The organism is Xenorhabdus ehlersii, from assembly GCF_003610465.1.
GTDB classification, from domain to species: domain Bacteria; phylum Pseudomonadota; class Gammaproteobacteria; order Enterobacterales; family Enterobacteriaceae; genus Xenorhabdus; species Xenorhabdus ehlersii.
This window is the reverse complement of sequence record NZ_RAQI01000004.1, coordinates 359,365-375,941: the sequence shown is the minus strand read 5'-3', so window position 1 is coordinate 375,941 and position 16,577 is coordinate 359,365. Positions and strand designations below refer to the sequence as shown.

The window sequence follows — 16,577 nt, the reverse complement described above, 5'->3', positions numbered from 1 at the left end:
CGCTACGACATATGTGACCCTGTGTCATTAAATTTGGCGCATCAGGATGCTGATCATACCGTCAAATTTCACCAATGTCTCTGAGCACTAACGGTGAAAAATCAGCCATGAGAAATCAACGTACCTTCACTTTCCCCCATCACAACACGACGAAGTGCGCCTGGTTTGTTCATATTAAAGACACGAATTGGCAGGTTATGGTCACGAGCCAGCGTAAAGGCCGCCAGATCCATCACTTTCAATTCACGCTCCAATACTTCCTGATAAGTGAGCTTATTGTAGAGAACGGCTTCAGGATCTTTTGCAGGATCAGCAGAATAAACGCCATCAACTTTGGTTGCTTTTAACACAACATCCGCTTCGATTTCAATGCCACGCAGACATGCAGCGGAATCGGTCGTAAAGAACGGGTTACCAGTACCCGCAGAGAAAATAACAACACGACCGTGACGCAGTAAGCTGATCGCCTCAGCCCAGCTATAATTGTCACATACGCCATTCAGTGGGATGGCCGACATCAAACGGGCATTCACATAGGCGCGGTGCAAAGCATCACGCATTGCCAAACCATTCATCACAGTCGCCAACATGCCCATGTGATCGCCTACTACACGGTTCATTCCTGCCTCTGCCAAACCGGCACCACGAAACAGGTTACCGCCTCCAATAACGACACCGACCTGAATACCCAGCTCAACCAGTTCTTTGATTTCCTGAGCCATGCGGTCTAAGACGCTGGCGTCGATACCAAAACCTTCTGCGCCTTGCAGGGCTTCTCCACTGAGCTTAAGCAGGATTTTCTGATATACGGGTTTTGCATTGGTTGCCATGGTGTTCAGTCCTAAGCAGATAAGGATATTGGGGATCGATTAAGATTTACTCAATTACTACACATCCACGCTATGCAGCCCAGATGTAAAAATTCATCATGAGATAAAACAGAACCGCCAACTGGCGGCTCTGTTCAAGAAAATTAAGACTGTTTGCTCATTGCAGCAACTTCTGCTGCGAAATCAGCTTCAACTTTCTCAATACCTTCACCAACTTCGAAGCGGATAAAGTTGATAACCTTAGCATTGTTTTCTTTCAGCAGATCGCCAACAGATTTGCTTGGGTCCATCACGAAGTTCTGGCCAGTCAGAGAGATTTCGCCGGTGAATTTGTTCATACGGCCAGAAACCATTTTCTCTGCAATTTCGCGAGGCTTACCAGACTGCATTGCGATGTCCAGCTGGATCTGGTGCTCACGCTCAACAACGTCAGCAGGAACGTCAGTTGGGTTCACGTATTCTGGCTTGCTTGCCGCAACGTGCATTGCAATGTGTTTGATCAGTTCTTCGTTTGCGCCTTCAGCAGCAACCAGAACACCGATACGAGAACCGTGCAGGTAAGAACCAACCGCTTCACCTTCCAGAATAGCAACGCGACGAATGTTGATGTTCTCACCAATTTTCGCTACCAGGCCAGTGCGCTGTTCTTCGAACTTCGCTTTCAGTGCATCGATGTCAGCGTTTTTGTCTGCCATAACAGAAGTGATAACGTCTTTACCGAACGCCAGGAAGCCAGAATCTTTAGCAACGAAGTCAGTTTCACAGTTCAGCTCAACGATAGCTGCGAATTTAGCATCAGCCGCAACTTCAACCAGAATAACACCTTCAGCAGCAACACGGCCTGCTTTCTTAGCCGCTTTTGCCTGACCTGATTTACGCATGTTATCGATAGCCAGTTCGATATCACCATTTGCTTCAACCAGCGCTTTTTTACATTCCATCATGCCTGCGCCAGTACGCTCACGCAGTTCTTTTACCAGAGCAGCGGTAATGTCAGCCATTTGTTTTATTCCTCGATGTGTCTCGCGGGAAGATAATATTCCGCGTGGAAAGTTCTATATCAGATAATAGTTCTATATCAGATAGGTAAAGGGGGCCATAACAGGCCCCCTAACCAATATATTTCAATACCTGGTCAATAAGGGCTCAAACAAAATGAGCAGGCCTTATTATTCAGCGTCTACAAGACCTTCTTCAGCCTGAACAGCCAGATCTTGAGAACGACCTTCACGAACAGCGGTAGCTGCCGCAGTCAGGTACAGTTTAACTGCACGGATTGCGTCGTCGTTACCAGGGATGATGAAGTCAACGCCATCTGGATCAGAGTTGGTATCAACGATAGCGAATACAGGGATACCCAGGTTGTTTGCTTCTTTGATAGCAATGTGTTCGTGTTCAGCGTCGATAACAAACAGCGCATCAGGCAGACCGCCCATGTCTTTGATACCACCCAGGCTGTTTTCCAGTTTGCCAAGCTCACGAGAACGCATCAGCGCTTCTTTTTTAGTCAGCTTGTCAAAAGTACCGTCCTGAGACTGAACTTCCAGATCTTTCAAACGCTTGATTGACTGACGAACAGTTTTCCAGTTAGTCAGCATACCACCCAACCAACGGTGGTTAACGAAGTATTGGTCACAGCTCAATGCTGATTCTTTTATTGCTTCGCTAGCAGCACGCTTAGTGCCAACAAACAGAATTTTACCTTTACGGGAAGCGATTTTGTTCAGCTCTGCCAAAGCACCGTTGAACATTGGAACAGTTTTTTCCAGGTTGATGATATGAACTTTGTTACGAGCGCCAAAGATGAAAGGTTTCATTTTTGGGTTCCAGTAACGAGTCTGGTGACCGAAGTGAACGCCCGCTTGCAGCATATCGCGCATGGAAACAGTTGCCATTTTAGACCTCTATAAAGTTAATTGGGGTTATGCCTCCACAGATCCCATGACACCGACTCCTTGGCTGCGGGATGATTCACATTAAATGAGTTAACCGCATAAGAGCACCCCGGTGTATGTGCCGATCCGTGTGTGTTATTTACACATAATGAGTTTATTTAGTATCCCTGACAAATTGCATCATATCAGAAACAATTACGCAGAATACCGGCGCGCTTTATACCATAAACCACCACCAGACTCCAACATTTGTTACAGCTATGTTTGTGACAACTACGTTTATTACGGCTACTGATACAGGTTATATTGGCATCCATTCGGTGGGCTGATACCATTACCGACAACACTTTCCTTAATTAATATCAAGTAGTCGATAATATTCCGACTTAAATGGACCCATTTCATGGCTATTTCTATCAAAACAGAAGAAGACATTCAGAAAATGCGGGTTGCCGGACGTCTGGCCGCCGAAGTTCTGGAAATGATTGAGCCTTACGTTAAGGCTGGTGTCACTACGGGTGAACTTGATCGTATCTGCCACAAGCACATTACCGAAAAACAACAGGCCATCTCGGCTTGTCTGGGCTACCACGGATTTCCTAAATCCGTATGTATCTCCGTCAATGACGTGGTTTGCCACGGTATTCCAAGCGATGATAAAGCCCTGAAAGAAGGTGATATCGTCAATATTGACGTTACAGTCATCAAAGATGAGTTCCACGGTGATACGTCTAAGATGTTCATTGTCGGCAAACCAACCATTCAAGGTGAGCGCCTGTGTCGCGTCACTCAGGAGAGTTTATACCTTGCCCTGAAAATGGTTAAGCCTGGCATCCGTCTGCGTACCATTGGCAAGGCAATTCAGCAATTTGTAGAAAGTCACGATTACTCTGTTGTCCGCGAATACTGCGGTCACGGTATCGGTAGAGGTTTCCACGAAGAACCTCATGTTCTGCATTATGATGCTGATGATGGTGGTGTGGTATTGCAAAAAGGCATGGCATTCACCATTGAGCCGATGGTCAACGCGGGTGATTTTCGTATCCGCTCCATGAAAGATGGCTGGACAGTGAAAACCAAAGATCGCGGTTGGTCTGCACAGTACGAGCACACTATTGTCGTTACCGATAATGGTTGTGAAATCATGACATGGCGCCAAGAAGAAGAAGCGCATATCCCAGCAGTATTAGTGAACGCATAATTGCCAGCTAACGCAATTTATTAAATTTAATCAATAAGCTCCCTGCTACCTTCAACCTACGGGGAGCTTTTATCTCTGTCAATAATGCCTGTTCATCCTATAATTTTCTCAGTAATCTGGTCATCATAGTCTTTTTCCTCACGGGTTTTCTCACAATAGGTTTCTGCATATGCCGGTTGATATCTCCTTAGCACAAGCACCCGTTCCCCCTCTTTCTCCTGTGGAGTTTTCCCACGATGATCTGCATTTTCCCACCCTAAAACAGCATATTGATGAATTCCAGCTATGGCTTGAGCACGCATTCAAGGCAGGAATCTCACCGGACGCACTGATTTACACCCGCAGTGACTATATTGATCAACTTTTAAAGCGATTATGGCAGGAACAGGGATTTGATCAGATCGATTCCTTTTCCCTGATTGCGGTAGGTGGCTATGGTCGCCGCGAACTACATCCTCTCTCTGACATTGACCTATTGATTCTGAGCGAATCGCCATTGGCTGAAGAGCAATCAACTCGTCTTGGGCAATTTATTGCCCTACTTTGGGATATTCATCTTGAAGTCGGCCACAGTGTCAGAACATTCGAAGAATGCCAGCAAAAAGGGCTTTCTGATCCTACTATCGCAACTAACCTCATTGAATCCCGCTTAATTTGTGGGGACTTACCGCTATTTCTACGCTTGCAGAAATATATTTTCAGTGATGATTTCTGGCCATCCGCTCAATTTTTCGCAGCCAAAATTACTGAACAACAAGAACGCCATCAACGCTATCACAGCACCAGTTACAATCTGGAGCCTGATATCAAAAGCAGCCCAGGTGGGCTACGCGATATCCACACGTTACTTTGGGTCGCTCATCGCCATTTTGGTGCCACTTCCTTAGATGAAATGGTCAATTTTGGTTTCCTGACTCAGGAAGAACGCAATGAATTGAACGAATGCCAGAATTTTCTCTGGCGTATCCGTTTTGCACTTCATTTGGTTGTTACCCGTTACGATAACCGATTGCTGTTTGAACGTCAGTTTAGCGTCGCCCAGCTACTCGGTTATGAAGGGGAAAGAAATCAACCTGTCGAGCGAATGATGAAAGATTTCTATCGCATGACCCGCCGCGTCAGTGAGCTAAATAATATGCTGTTGCAACTGTTTAATGAAGCCATTTTAGCGCTGCAACCCAATGAGAAACCACGCATTCTTAACGCCGAGTTTCAATTGCGGGGAAACCGTATCGATCTCATTGATGAAACACTGTTTAGCCATGATCCCACTTCAATATTGAGAATGTTCTATCACATGGCTGAACATCGTGAAATTGAAGGGATCTATTCCACAACATTGCGCCAGCTTCGCTATGCCCGTAGAAATCTGACCACTCCGTTGTGCGAACGCCCCGAAGCACGAAAAATTTTCATGGATATTCTGCGCCATCCCCATGCTGTTACAGGGGCGTTGCTCCCAATGCACCTTCATAGTGTCTTAGGGGCTTATATGCCATTTTGGAGCAATATTGTCGGCCAGATGCAATTTGACCTTTTTCATGCTTATACCGTTGACGAACACACCATCCGCGTATTGCAAAAACTCGAAAGTTTTGCTGATGAAAATAACCGTGTGATCCACCCTCTATGTGTTGAACTTTACCCGCGTCTTCCTCAACCAGAGCTATTGCGGCTGGCAGCTTTTTTCCATGATATAGCCAAAGGTCGCAATGGCGATCATTCTGAGCTTGGTGCCAAAGATGCCTTCGTCTTCTCACAACAGCATGGCCTGACAAATCACGAAGCTGAATTAGTGGAATGGCTGGTTCGCGACCATCTGCTGATGTCAGTGACTGCACAGCGTCGGGATATTCAAGATCCAGAAGTCATCCAACAATTTGCCAGCCAGGTTAAAAACCAAAACCGCCTTAATTACTTAGTCTGCCTGACCGTTGCTGATATTTGTGCTACCAACGCTAAACTGTGGAATAGCTGGAAACAGAGCCTGATACGTGAACTCTATTTCGCCACTGAAACCCAGTTGCGCCAAGGTATTCAAAATACCCCTGATTTACGGGAACGCATCCGTAACAATCGCTTGCAGGCATTGGCTCTTTTACGCCAAGAAAATATCGACGAACAGCGTTTACACAATATCTGGAACCGTTGTCATGCCGATTATTTCCTCCGCCATACCCCTGATCAATTAGCATGGCACGCTAGCCACTTAATCCGTCACCCCGCCCAAGAACCCATGGTTTTGATCAGTACCGCATTCTCTCACGGTGGCACAGAAATTTTTATTTGGTGCCAAGATCGCCCTTCACTTTTTGCCGCCGTTGTTGGGGAATTGGACAAGCGTAATTTAAGTGTCCACGATGCCCAAATTTTCACCAATCGGGATGAAATGGCGATGGATACCTTTGTGGTTTTAGATCCTAACGGCCATCCACTGGCATTTGATCGTCACGAACCTATCCGCCGTGCTTTATTGCAAGTTGTGAACGATCCACATCCTAAAGTACCAAAAGCACGTAACCTGCCTGCCAAGTTGCGCCATTTTAATGTCCCAACCAACGTTAACTTTTTACCGACAAAAAATGCTCGCCGTACTTATATGGAGTTGGTTGCATTGGATCAGCCTGGATTATTGGCACGGGTAGGCAATATTTTCGCCGACTTGGGTGTTTTCTTACATGGAGCCCGCATTACGACTATTGGTGAACGTGTGGAAGACTTTTTTGTATTAGCGGATAAAGATCAAAACGCATTACATAAAAAAATAAGGGATGAACTATCAGAAAGGTTGACAGAGGCCCTCGATACACAGGATAAACTACAACAAGATTCTCTTAACAGAAATTAGGAACCGCATACTTATGCAGCAATTACAAACGACGATCGAAAATGCATTTGAAAACCGCATTAACATCACCCCAACTACCGTTGATAGCGCAACCCGCGATGCCATTAACCAGGTGATTCAAATGCTGGACAGCGGCAAATTGCGTGTCGCTGAAAAAATCGACGGAGAGTGGGTAACTCATCAATGGCTGAAAAAAGCGGTATTGCTTTCCTTCCGCATTAATGACAACCAGGTGATGGAAGGTGCTGAAAGCCGCTATTTCGACAAAGTTCCGATGAAATTTGCTGACTATGATCAGGCTCGTTTCGAAAAAGAAGGATTCCGTGTCGTGCCTCCTGCGGCCGTCCGTCAGGGAGCTTATATCGCCCGCAATACCGTATTGATGCCATCTTACGTCAACCTCGGTGCTTACGTGGATGAAGGCACAATGGTAGACACTTGGGCGACAGTCGGTTCCTGTGCACAGATTGGTAAAAATGTTCACTTATCCGGTGGTGTTGGCATTGGCGGTGTCCTGGAACCATTACAGGCCAATCCAACCATCATTGAAGACAACTGCTTTATCGGTGCACGCTCTGAGATTGTAGAAGGTGTTATCGTAGAAGAAGGCTCCGTGATCTCAATGGGTGTTTACATCGGCCAAAGCACCAAAATTTATGATCGCGAAACCGGCGAAATCCATTATGGTCGCGTACCTGCGGGTTCCGTCGTCGTATCCGGTAATCTTCCGTCGAAAGATGGCAGCTATAGCCTATATTGCGCTGTTATTGTGAAAAAGGTTGATGCTAAGACCCGTGGTAAAGTAGGTATTAATGAACTGCTAAGAAATATTGATTAAATTAAAAAGTAACAAGGCCACCCATTGGGTGGCTATCGACATTCATGCTGATTAAGTGTTTTTAACGTAGTTGACAAATTGCTAGGTTTTCTTCCTGAAAGCCCAGAAAGCGCGGCTATAGTTTCTGGCTTCTGTTCATCCATCATGCGAAGTAAAGCTTCGTATTTATTCTAATTTTTGTACGGATACCCTCCATCCCCATTCTCCAATTGACTTTTAACGATGACGAAATGGATAATAAATCCACTATTTTTGGCCTTTCCATTTCATTTAGATGACTAGGTGGCGCGCTATGTACGATAACTTGAAAAGTTTGGGGATCACACATCCTGAAGATATTGATCGCTATAGTCTCCGTCAGGAAGCGAATAACGACATTCTCAAGATTTATTTCCGCAAGGATAAAGGCGAATTCTTCGCCAAGAGCGTTAAATTTAAGTATCCACGCCAGTTAAAGACCATCTCTGACGCACACTCTAGCCAGGGTTATAAAGAAGTCAAAGAAATCAACACTAACCTACGTTATGTTATTGAAGAGTTAGATCAGATTTGCAAACATGATCAGATCGAAGTGGATTTGCAACGCAAAATCCTCGACGACTTACGCCATCTCGAACATGTCGTTGCAAATAAGATTGCAGAAATTGAAGCTGATTTGGAAAAGCTGACCCGTAAGTAATTATGTCAGTTTGTCATACACCGCTTATCCTCCCCAATTCTCCAATCCAATAAAGGCATAAGCGGTGTCGTAGAGCATTTCCTTATAACAAAGTTCCCCACTTCCCAACCCAGTCTTGAGCAAAGACTTCTGGTTCAACTATCTCTATGGCATCAATCAGTAGAACCTCACCGATTCGTTTGGCTCCCTGTTCCTGTAACAGGTCATCAAAAGTACGGCCACCACCACAGAAAGTGTCATAACTACTGTCACCTAGCGCAATCACGCCATAGCTCAGATCGGGCTGATAGCCCAACTTATCATTTAACTCTGTATAGAGCGGCTGGATATTATCCGGTAGATCACCCTGCCCTGTCGTCGAAGTGACCACTAAGACAACTTCCTGCAAATACTTTTGCCATTGTTCTAAGGTTGCATCTTCAAAAACCTCAACCTTATGCCCCTGCTGCTCAAGTATCTGCTGTGCTTCTTCCGCAACCGCTAACGCATTGCCATAAACTGTACCAACGAAAACACCAATCTTTGCCATAGATATTGATCTCTTTAATCGGTTTGATACTGCGTTCATTCATGAATAGTCAAACATTCCAGATCAGGTACAATACCCTGCCAGCCAAATTGCTCAAGCAAATGCTGCCATGGTTGATCCCAGCGCGCAGTGAGGAGAAGGCGCTTTTCTGTCACGGGATGCTTGAGTTGAAGGCGGCTGGCATGCAGCATTAACCTGCCAGTCTGATAATATTTAGCAACTCCTCGATTTTGTCGCAAATCGCCGTGCGTAGTATCCCCAATGATCGGGTGTCGAATATGTGCCATATGTCGCCGTAATTGATGCTTACGACCCGTTTTTGGCATCAGCTCCAACAGACTGAAACGAGATGTTGGATAACGCCCTATCTCAACCGGACGCTCTACTTTTGCCAACGAACGGTAATAAGTAACGGCTGGTTGCGCTGCTCTATCTGTATCAGCAAATTTATCCGCAATTTTATCCAACTGTTCCATTAGGGCGTAGTCGATAATATCATCACCTTCAACATAACCCCGCACAACTGCGTGATACGTTTTTTGTATATCGTGGAATTCAAATTGTTGTGCAAGTGTTCTGGCGACTTCACTTGAAAGCGCCATCAATAAAACGCCCGATGTTGGTCTGTCCAGACGATGGACGGGAAAAACATGCTGTCCAATTTGATCGCGCAATGTCTGCATCACAAAAACAGTTTCATGACGCGCCAGCCAGCTCCGGTGAACCAACCATCCGGCAGGCTTATTAACTGCAACAATATGCTTATCCTGATAAATAATCTCCAGCATATCAGGTATCCTGCGTAAACAGGTTGTCCAATGCCCGTAAGTGTTCAAGTAAAGGAAAAAAACGCTCTACTTCTTCTTTATACACTTCTTCAAAATACGGAGCGATGGTAAATGCCGTCGGCAAACAGGCTTCTTGTTCTATCAAGGCGCGCATCCGTGGAATTAATACCCACTGGAGCCACTCTTCTGCTGACATCGTATCAATGGAAAAAGGTTCAGTGCTTTCAAAGGATTCTGGTTTAGGTGGATAATTTTGCCATATCCCCACCGTTTTCATGGTAGCTTCAATTAATTGCAATTTACGTAAAATTTGTTTCTCGATACTCATGATGTTTCGTCTGATGCTTGTCTGTTGCTCAGATGACAAAAATTGCCACCGTATCATTGGGACGTAAGAGTATCATTGATACGATTGCAGCGGAAAAATTACAGTAGGAAAAATTGCGGTAATAGTTAACAGCAAATAACTAAAAGCAAATAGTTCAAAGCAAATAGAAGTGAAGTAAGAGGAGAGATTTTCCCTCTCCTCTTGAGTGGCTGTCATAGCAATCCTGCTACTTGGGGTGCTTCCTGCTGATTTCCCTGACAAAATACATCCTTGTCTACTATCCTTTATTCAATCATTATACTGATAGTTTTTAGCGTTCCTGCCTGTACCTAGTCATCCTTTGTACCATCTTCCCGATGGATTTATTCCCTGGTTATTGTTTTGCAATGGTTCCTTGCGGAACAGTGAAAGGATCTACGATCCAGCCTCTTGAAACAAGCAACTAAATCAGCATCGTAAGAGATATGAAAAACTCACACTAAGGGAACATTGCGCATCTTATTGATATAGAATGAAAATAATTTCACTGAATAATATTCACGCTATGATTAAAAGAGATATCTCACATTTCATGTGAGATATCTCTTACAAAAAAGCCAATCAATATCTGCAATCAACCATACACAACAGGATTGATAACCGAAAGGAAACTGGCTAAATCTGCGGATAAAATTTTCCTTTCATGGCTACCAAACTGTTCAAAAATCACTTGCCCTGTCAAATTACACACAGAGATCAACCCCATATCGGAATCAGTCGTCCCAATAAAGACGGTAGGCGAGAGTTTTAACCGTTTTTGTGTAATCAGATGGCCAATCAGGTTTTCCTGCAAGCGAATAAAATCATCTTCACTCCATACCTGAATCAGACTGAAATTTTGCTCTGCAAAACTGGCTGTCATATCACCCGCTAACTGCATCACATAGTAATCATGGATGGAGTCCTGCAAACGGATCTCCAGTGCAGTTTCTACCTTGCTAAGCTTTTCTTGGGCAGAAAACGGCCGTGGAAGCCAATGCACCACATCATCTCCCGTGCGCTCGATACAGGGTGAAGATATGCCATACAACTCACTGCTGGCTGGTGGAAACCCTGTTTTCTTTTGCCATAATTCAACATAACGTCGGGTAAAGTCAGAGAGTGCCTCTGTCACATTAAAGGTCATATGATTATATCATCCACATTTTCAGGCTTTATAAGGCTAATGTTACCATCTATCTTATTAAATTATAAAATTTATCATGGTTTTCTATTCTATATCCCCTCGATTTTAACTTAAAATATACAGGATATAGCATTATCAAATAAATAGCAGATATATTTTTATATCGGTTATTTATCAATTTATAATATTAACAACCTACTCAAATGATGAGCTGAATTTTATTCTCATAAAACAATTCTTAACAAATAGATTTATTATTGAATTTATATTAAAAAGTCATCCCCTACAGATTAAGAACTAAGGAAATAGAACATGCCATCATCAGATTCAATTAAACAAGAAGATATTTATTTACAAAATGAGATAATTACCAAAATAGAATATCACTTACCCAATTTTCCCAAAGAAGTCACCTGGAAAATGATTAACTTTAAAAATTGGTCAGGAGAAATTCACGCCGATAATATACCGTGCTGTATACCCAGAACTATTGAAGAGGTTATTTCCGTTATCAATTGGGCATGGAAAAAGAATTATAAATTAAGACCCATCGGGCAATCACATAACTGGTCACCACTGATATTGAAATCAGGGCAAAGTTTCAAAAATCGCATTATGTTGATGGATCTTTCCTCTCATTTTACTCATGTCAATATCGAACATCGCTCTCAATTTTCCATAGTAACCGCACAAACTGGCGTATTGATGGAAACGTTACTAACCCAAATGGAAGAACAGGGTTTAGGTTTTACTGCTACCCCCGCTCCTGGTGATTTAACACTCGGTGCTGCTCTCGCAATAGACGGGCATGGAACTGCCATTAAAGCCGTTGACGAGATCCCGCTTCCTGGACACACATTTGGCTCCCTCAGTAATACGATATTATCCCTATCTGCTGTTGTATGGAATAAAGAAAATCAGCTATATACCATTAAACGCTTTGAGCGAGATGAACCTGATTGTGCCCCCCTATTAACTCATGTCGGGTGCGCTCTGATTTTAGAAGTGCAATTTCAGGCAGGTAAAAATCAACGCCTTCGCTGCCGAAGTTTCACCGATATACCAGCAGATGAATTATTTTCTCTTCCAGAAAACTCAAAAGAAAAGCGGACTTTTAGTTATTTTCTGGATAAAAGCGGTCGAGCCGAAATAATTTTATTCCCTTTTACAAAAGCACCGTGGCTAAAAGTCTGGAATATAGCACCAACCAAACCAGCTTCCAGTATTGAAGTTAAAACACCCTATAACTATCCATTTTCCGATAATATTTCATCAACCCTATCGGATATTGCAGATAATATTCTTGCTAACTTCCCGCTAATTACACCTCTTGTCGGTGAAATGCAATATCAACTGACACATGCAGCCTTGCAAAACTATGGAAAAGATATCTGGGGTTGGAGTAAAAACTTATTGTTATATGTAAAACCAACAACATTGCGTGTTACGGCAAATGGTTATGCAGTATTAACCCAACGGACAAATATCCAGCTTGTACTGAATAAATTTTATACCCAATGGAAGAAATTAATACAACACTATGCTAACCAAGGAAAATATCCCATTAATGGCCCCCTTGAAGTCAGGGTTACGGGGTTAGATGATCCTGCTGAAGTGATGTATGCAGGAGCAACGGTTTCCAGCTTATCCGCTATTCGTCCCCGTTTGGATCATCCAGAATGGGATGTCGCCGTTTGGCTTGATGTCTTAACCTTTCCAGAAACACCCTATGCGATTGAATTTTGCCACCAATTTGAACAATGGCTATTCAACGAATTTGATGGTTCTTATGCCTCTGCTCGTGTTGAATGGAGTAAAGGTTGGGCTTATGGTTCTAACACCGCATGGGAGGATAAGGAAGTATTAACCAAAACAATCCCAGCGTCATTTACTGATGGTTTGCCTGCTGATAACAACTGGGCTTCAACCGTTTCAGCATTGCAGAAGCACGATCCACATCACATATTTAGATCGCCATTATTGGATACCTTGTTTTCTAGTTAACCGCTTTCTGATTAGAAAACCCTAATAAATAGCAGATATAGAAATATATCTGCTATTTAAGTTCAATAATACTGATACTTACTCAGCCCATCACGTCAATAATATCGACAATGACGTTGGCTCAGTGAACCTGAGGGATAATGCGCAATAAAAATACGAATCATCATGATTCCTTGATATAGTACAGATAATTTTAGTCACCAAGACGCTCTTTGTCGTAAAGACTATCTGAATGTAAGATTTTTTAGCCTTAAGGAATCCTAATGTCTTTATATCAAGATAATCACGCGCTTTCCCAACTCACATTGGGTAAACCAACCCCCTACCGCGATAACTATGATCCTACTTTATTACAAGCGGTTCCCCGCAGTATGAACCGCGAACCACTTGGGCTATTTCCTGATAATCTCCCTTTTCATGGTGCAGATATCTGGACCATGTACGAACTCTCCTGGCTCAACGCACGTGGCGTTCCTCAAGTTGCCATCGGTCATGTCAGCTTAGATGCGGCCAGTGAAAACCTTATCGAATCAAAAAGCTTTAAACTTTATCTAAATAGCTTTAACCAAACTCGTTTTGCTGATTGGGAAACAGTACAGAAAACCTTGCAACAAGATTTATCTGCTTGCGCCAATGGCAACATTGAGGTTGTTCTGCATCCCCTGCACGATTTCAGCCAACAACCAATTGGCGAATTTGCAGGAAAATGCATCGATAATCAGGATATTGACATTGATGATTATCAATTCAATCGCGATTACCTTAACAACGCAGCAACTGGCCCTGTTGTTGAGGAAACCCTGATTAGCCATTTGCTAAAATCAAACTGCCTGATTACCAACCAGCCCGATTGGGGATCGGTTATGATCCGCTATCAAGGCTCAAAAATCGATCAGGAAAAACTATTGCGCTACTTAGTTTCTTTCCGACATCACAATGAATTTCACGAACAATGTGTCGAGCGCATATTCAATGACCTAATGACGTTATGTGCGCCTGAAAAACTCACTGTTTATGCACGCTATACCCGTCGGGGAGGATTAGATATCAATCCGTGGCGCAGTAACGAAGCGTTTATTCCAACAACAGGAAGGTTAGCCCGCCAATAATCGAAATAACCTGATTAATGACCGCTAGCTAAACTGTTGGATGAAGTCAGCTATACCCAATAGGGTATAAATCATTACTGAGGAATCCCCACAAGGGGTAAAAGGAGTCATTCTTGATTACACATGTCAATCCATTAGGATCAATGGATTTACTCTCTCAGCTTGAAGTAGATATGCTTAAGCGTACCGCAAGCAGTGATTTATACCGCCTTTTCCGTAACTGTTCACTGGCGGTTCTCAATTCAGGTAGTCAAATAGATAGCAGTAAGGAATTACTATCAAAATATCAGAATTTTGATATCAACGTACTGCGTAGAGAGCGTGGCGTAAAGCTGAAACTCATTAATCCCCCCGAAAAAGCCTTCGTTGATGGTAAAATCATCCGTTCTCTGCAAGCCAATCTTTTTGCAGTACTGCGCGATATTTTGTTTGTCCACGGGCAAATTACCGATGCACAGAAGGCACATAATTTGGATATGGGAAATGGTATGCATATTACCAATACTATTTTCTCTATCCTACGCAACGCCAAGGCACTGCATATCTCAGAAGAGCCTAATATGATTGTTTGTTGGGGCGGCCATTCCATCAATGAGAAAGAGTATTTATATGGGCGCAAGGTAGGCAATGAGCTTGGATTACGTGAACTGAATATCTGTACGGGTTGTGGTCCTGGTGCAATGGAAGCCCCGATGAAAGGTGCCGCAGTGGGACATGCCCAGCAGAATTACAAAAAAAGTCGTTTTATCGGTATCACAGAACCTTCAATTATTGCGGCAGAGCCACCTAATCCGCTGGTGAATGAGCTAATCATCATGCCTGATATTGAAAAACGTCTGGAAGCCTTTGTCCGTATCGCCCATGGCATCATTATCTTCCCTGGCGGAGTGGGAACGGCAGAAGAATTGCTGTATTTGTTGTCTATCCTGATGCATCCTGAAAACAAAGATCAGGTTCTGCCGCTGGTCTTGACTGGCCCAAAAGAGAGCGCCAATTACTTCCAGGTGCTGGATGAATTTATCGTTAATACCCTGGGGGAACAGGCTCGCAATCACTATCACATTATTGTGGATGCCCCCTCAGAAGTCGCACGTATAATGAAAAAAGCCATGCCGAAGGTCAAAGAAAAGCGCCGCGCGACCGGAGATGCCTATAGCTTCAACTGGTCACTGAAAATCAGCTCTGATCTACAATCTCCATTCACTCCAACCCATGAAAACATGGCTGACTTGAATTTATACCCAAACCAGCCATCGGAAAAACTTGCCTCCGCACTGCGACGCGCATTTTCTGGTATTGTGGCAGGCAATGTCAAAGAAGTGGGTATTCACGCCATAGAAAAACATGGGGCATTCAAGATCCACGGCGATGCAGATATCATGCATCGCATGGATAACCTCCTGCAAGATTTTGTCGAGCAAGATCGCATGAAACTCCCTGGAGGCGCTGCTTATGAACCATGTTATGAGATAATCAAATAAATCGCGGATACCTTTGCTCAATTCAATGAGGCGGGTGCCAGGGAATAGCGCCACGGATGGAATATAACGACCATGATACACCTTTTGATTGTAGATGCCTTAAACCTGATTCGACGCATTCATGCAGTACAGGGAAGCCCTTGTATTCCTGCCTGTGAACATGCGTTAAAACAGTTAATCATCCATGCATCACCAACCCACGCTGTTGCGGTATTCGATGAAGATGGCCGCAACCATAGCTGGCGCCACCATCTTTTCCCTGATTACAAAGCGGGTCGTGCTGCCATGCCAGACAACCTACAGCAAGAATTGCCCCTAATTAAACAGGCATTTAATGCGTTGGGAGTCGCTTGCTGGCACGCGGAAGGGCATGAAGCGGATGATTTAGCCGCAACACTGGCAACCAAAGTCGCTCACAGCGGGCATAATGTCACAATCGTTTCGACCGATAAGGGCTATTGCCAGCTCCTTTCTCCCAATATTCAAATTCGGGATTACTTCCAAAAGCGCTGGCTGGATCTGCCTTTTGTCCAGCAGGAGTTTGGCGTTGAACCAGACCAACTTCCCGACTATTGGGGACTTGCAGGTATTAGTAGCAGTAAAATTCCCGGCATTCAGGGAATTGGCCCAAAAACCGCCGCCACCCTGCTGCAACAAGCAGGTTCACTGGATAATTTATTTCAAAATTTGGACGCCCAGCCAGATAAATGGCGAAAAAAATTGGAGTCTCACAAAGAAATAGCTTATATCAGCCGTGAAATCGCTTCGTTAAGAACTGATTTGTCTCTACAGGGTAATTTGCAGCAATTGCGGCTTATTAGTAGATAAAACCCGGCTCTTTCTATCGGTACGTGCGCCTATAGGTGTATATACCAATCGCCA

Annotated in this window: 16 protein-coding genes; 8 read left to right on the top strand and 8 right to left on the bottom strand. The window is 43.9% G+C overall.

The features are described from left to right. Positions 1–101: 101 nt before the first annotated feature. The 3 genes from pyrH to rpsB all read right to left on the bottom strand — a co-directional run bounded on the left by pyrH (position 102) and on the right by rpsB (position 2,725). Positions 102–830: a UMP kinase gene (gene pyrH / locus BDE27_RS14625; protein WP_099133484.1), complete on the bottom strand. Its 729-nt coding sequence runs from the start codon at positions 828–830 to the stop codon at positions 102–104. A 143-nt stretch (positions 831–973) separates the two neighbouring features. Continuing rightward, entirely contained in the window at positions 974–1,831 is an 858-nt protein-coding gene (gene tsf / locus BDE27_RS14620; protein ID WP_099133483.1) for a translation elongation factor Ts, read from the bottom strand. A gap of 168 nt (positions 1,832–1,999) precedes the next feature. Then, a complete protein-coding gene (gene rpsB / locus BDE27_RS14615) occupies positions 2,000–2,725 on the bottom strand; it encodes a 30S ribosomal protein S2 (RefSeq protein ID WP_099133481.1) in 726 nt (241 codons plus the stop codon). A 403-nt stretch (positions 2,726–3,128) separates the two neighbouring features. Here rpsB and map point away from each other — a divergent pair, with 403 nt between their 5' ends. The 3 genes from map (at position 3,129) to dapD (ending at position 7,612) form a co-directional block, all read left to right on the top strand. Then, positions 3,129–3,926, top strand: coding sequence for a type I methionyl aminopeptidase (gene map / locus BDE27_RS14610; RefSeq protein ID WP_099133479.1), 798 nt, complete (start codon positions 3,129–3,131; stop codon positions 3,924–3,926). A 169-nt stretch (positions 3,927–4,095) separates the two neighbouring features. Further along, positions 4,096–6,774 carry a bifunctional uridylyltransferase/uridylyl-removing protein GlnD gene (gene glnD, locus BDE27_RS14605; RefSeq protein ID WP_099133477.1) on the top strand — a complete coding sequence of 893 codons (2,679 nt, stop codon included), beginning with the start codon at positions 4,096–4,098 and terminating at the stop codon, positions 6,772–6,774. A 13-nt stretch (positions 6,775–6,787) separates the two neighbouring features. Beyond that, positions 6,788–7,612, top strand: coding sequence for a 2,3,4,5-tetrahydropyridine-2,6-dicarboxylate N-succinyltransferase (gene dapD / locus BDE27_RS14600; protein WP_099133475.1), 825 nt, complete (start codon positions 6,788–6,790; stop codon positions 7,610–7,612). Between the two features lie 32 nt (positions 7,613–7,644). Here dapD and BDE27_RS20625 read toward each other — a convergent pair whose 3' ends face one another. Then, positions 7,645–7,758 (bottom strand): hypothetical protein, encoded by a 114-nt coding sequence (locus BDE27_RS20625; protein ID WP_478207879.1) that lies wholly within the window; start codon positions 7,756–7,758, stop codon positions 7,645–7,647. A gap of 146 nt (positions 7,759–7,904) precedes the next feature. On the opposite strand from BDE27_RS20625, the gene BDE27_RS14590 reads away from it, so the two are divergent. After that, positions 7,905–8,291 carry a DUF3461 family protein gene (locus BDE27_RS14590; protein WP_099133473.1) on the top strand — a complete coding sequence of 129 codons (387 nt, stop codon included), beginning with the start codon at positions 7,905–7,907 and terminating at the stop codon, positions 8,289–8,291. Between the two features lie 82 nt (positions 8,292–8,373). Here BDE27_RS14590 and BDE27_RS14585 read toward each other — a convergent pair whose 3' ends face one another. The 4 genes from BDE27_RS14585 to syd form a co-directional block, all read right to left on the bottom strand. After that, entirely contained in the window at positions 8,374–8,820 is a 447-nt protein-coding gene (locus BDE27_RS14585; protein WP_099133472.1) for a flavodoxin, read from the bottom strand. A 35-nt stretch (positions 8,821–8,855) separates the two neighbouring features. After that, the gene (gene truC / locus BDE27_RS14580; RefSeq protein WP_099133470.1) at positions 8,856–9,608 is read right to left on the bottom strand and encodes a tRNA pseudouridine(65) synthase TruC; all 753 of its coding nucleotides are present in this window, start codon (positions 9,606–9,608) and stop codon (positions 8,856–8,858) included. 1 nt (position 9,609) lies between these two features. Further along, positions 9,610–9,936 (bottom strand): YqcC family protein, encoded by a 327-nt coding sequence (locus BDE27_RS14575; RefSeq protein WP_099133468.1) that lies wholly within the window; start codon positions 9,934–9,936, stop codon positions 9,610–9,612. Positions 9,937–10,549: 613 nt separating this feature from the next. Beyond that, on the bottom strand, positions 10,550–11,101 hold the full coding sequence (gene syd, locus BDE27_RS14570; protein WP_099133466.1) for a SecY-interacting protein: 552 nt from the start codon (positions 11,099–11,101) through the stop codon (positions 10,550–10,552). Positions 11,102–11,413: 312 nt separating this feature from the next. On the opposite strand from syd, the gene BDE27_RS14565 reads away from it, so the two are divergent. The 4 genes from BDE27_RS14565 (at position 11,414) to xni (ending at position 16,523) form a co-directional block, all read left to right on the top strand. Continuing rightward, positions 11,414–13,105, top strand: coding sequence for a cholesterol oxidase substrate-binding domain-containing protein (locus tag BDE27_RS14565; protein ID WP_099133464.1), 1,692 nt, complete (start codon positions 11,414–11,416; stop codon positions 13,103–13,105). 263 nt (positions 13,106–13,368) lie between these two features. Then, on the top strand, positions 13,369–14,214 hold the full coding sequence (gene queF / locus BDE27_RS14560) for an NADPH-dependent 7-cyano-7-deazaguanine reductase QueF (protein WP_099133463.1): 846 nt from the start codon (positions 13,369–13,371) through the stop codon (positions 14,212–14,214). Between the two features lie 113 nt (positions 14,215–14,327). After that, on the top strand, positions 14,328–15,695 hold the full coding sequence (gene ppnN / locus BDE27_RS14555) for a nucleotide 5'-monophosphate nucleosidase PpnN (protein WP_099133461.1): 1,368 nt from the start codon (positions 14,328–14,330) through the stop codon (positions 15,693–15,695). Positions 15,696–15,767: 72 nt separating this feature from the next. After that, positions 15,768–16,523, top strand: coding sequence for a flap endonuclease Xni (gene xni, locus BDE27_RS14550; protein WP_099133459.1), 756 nt, complete (start codon positions 15,768–15,770; stop codon positions 16,521–16,523). Positions 16,524–16,577 lie beyond the last annotated feature (54 nt).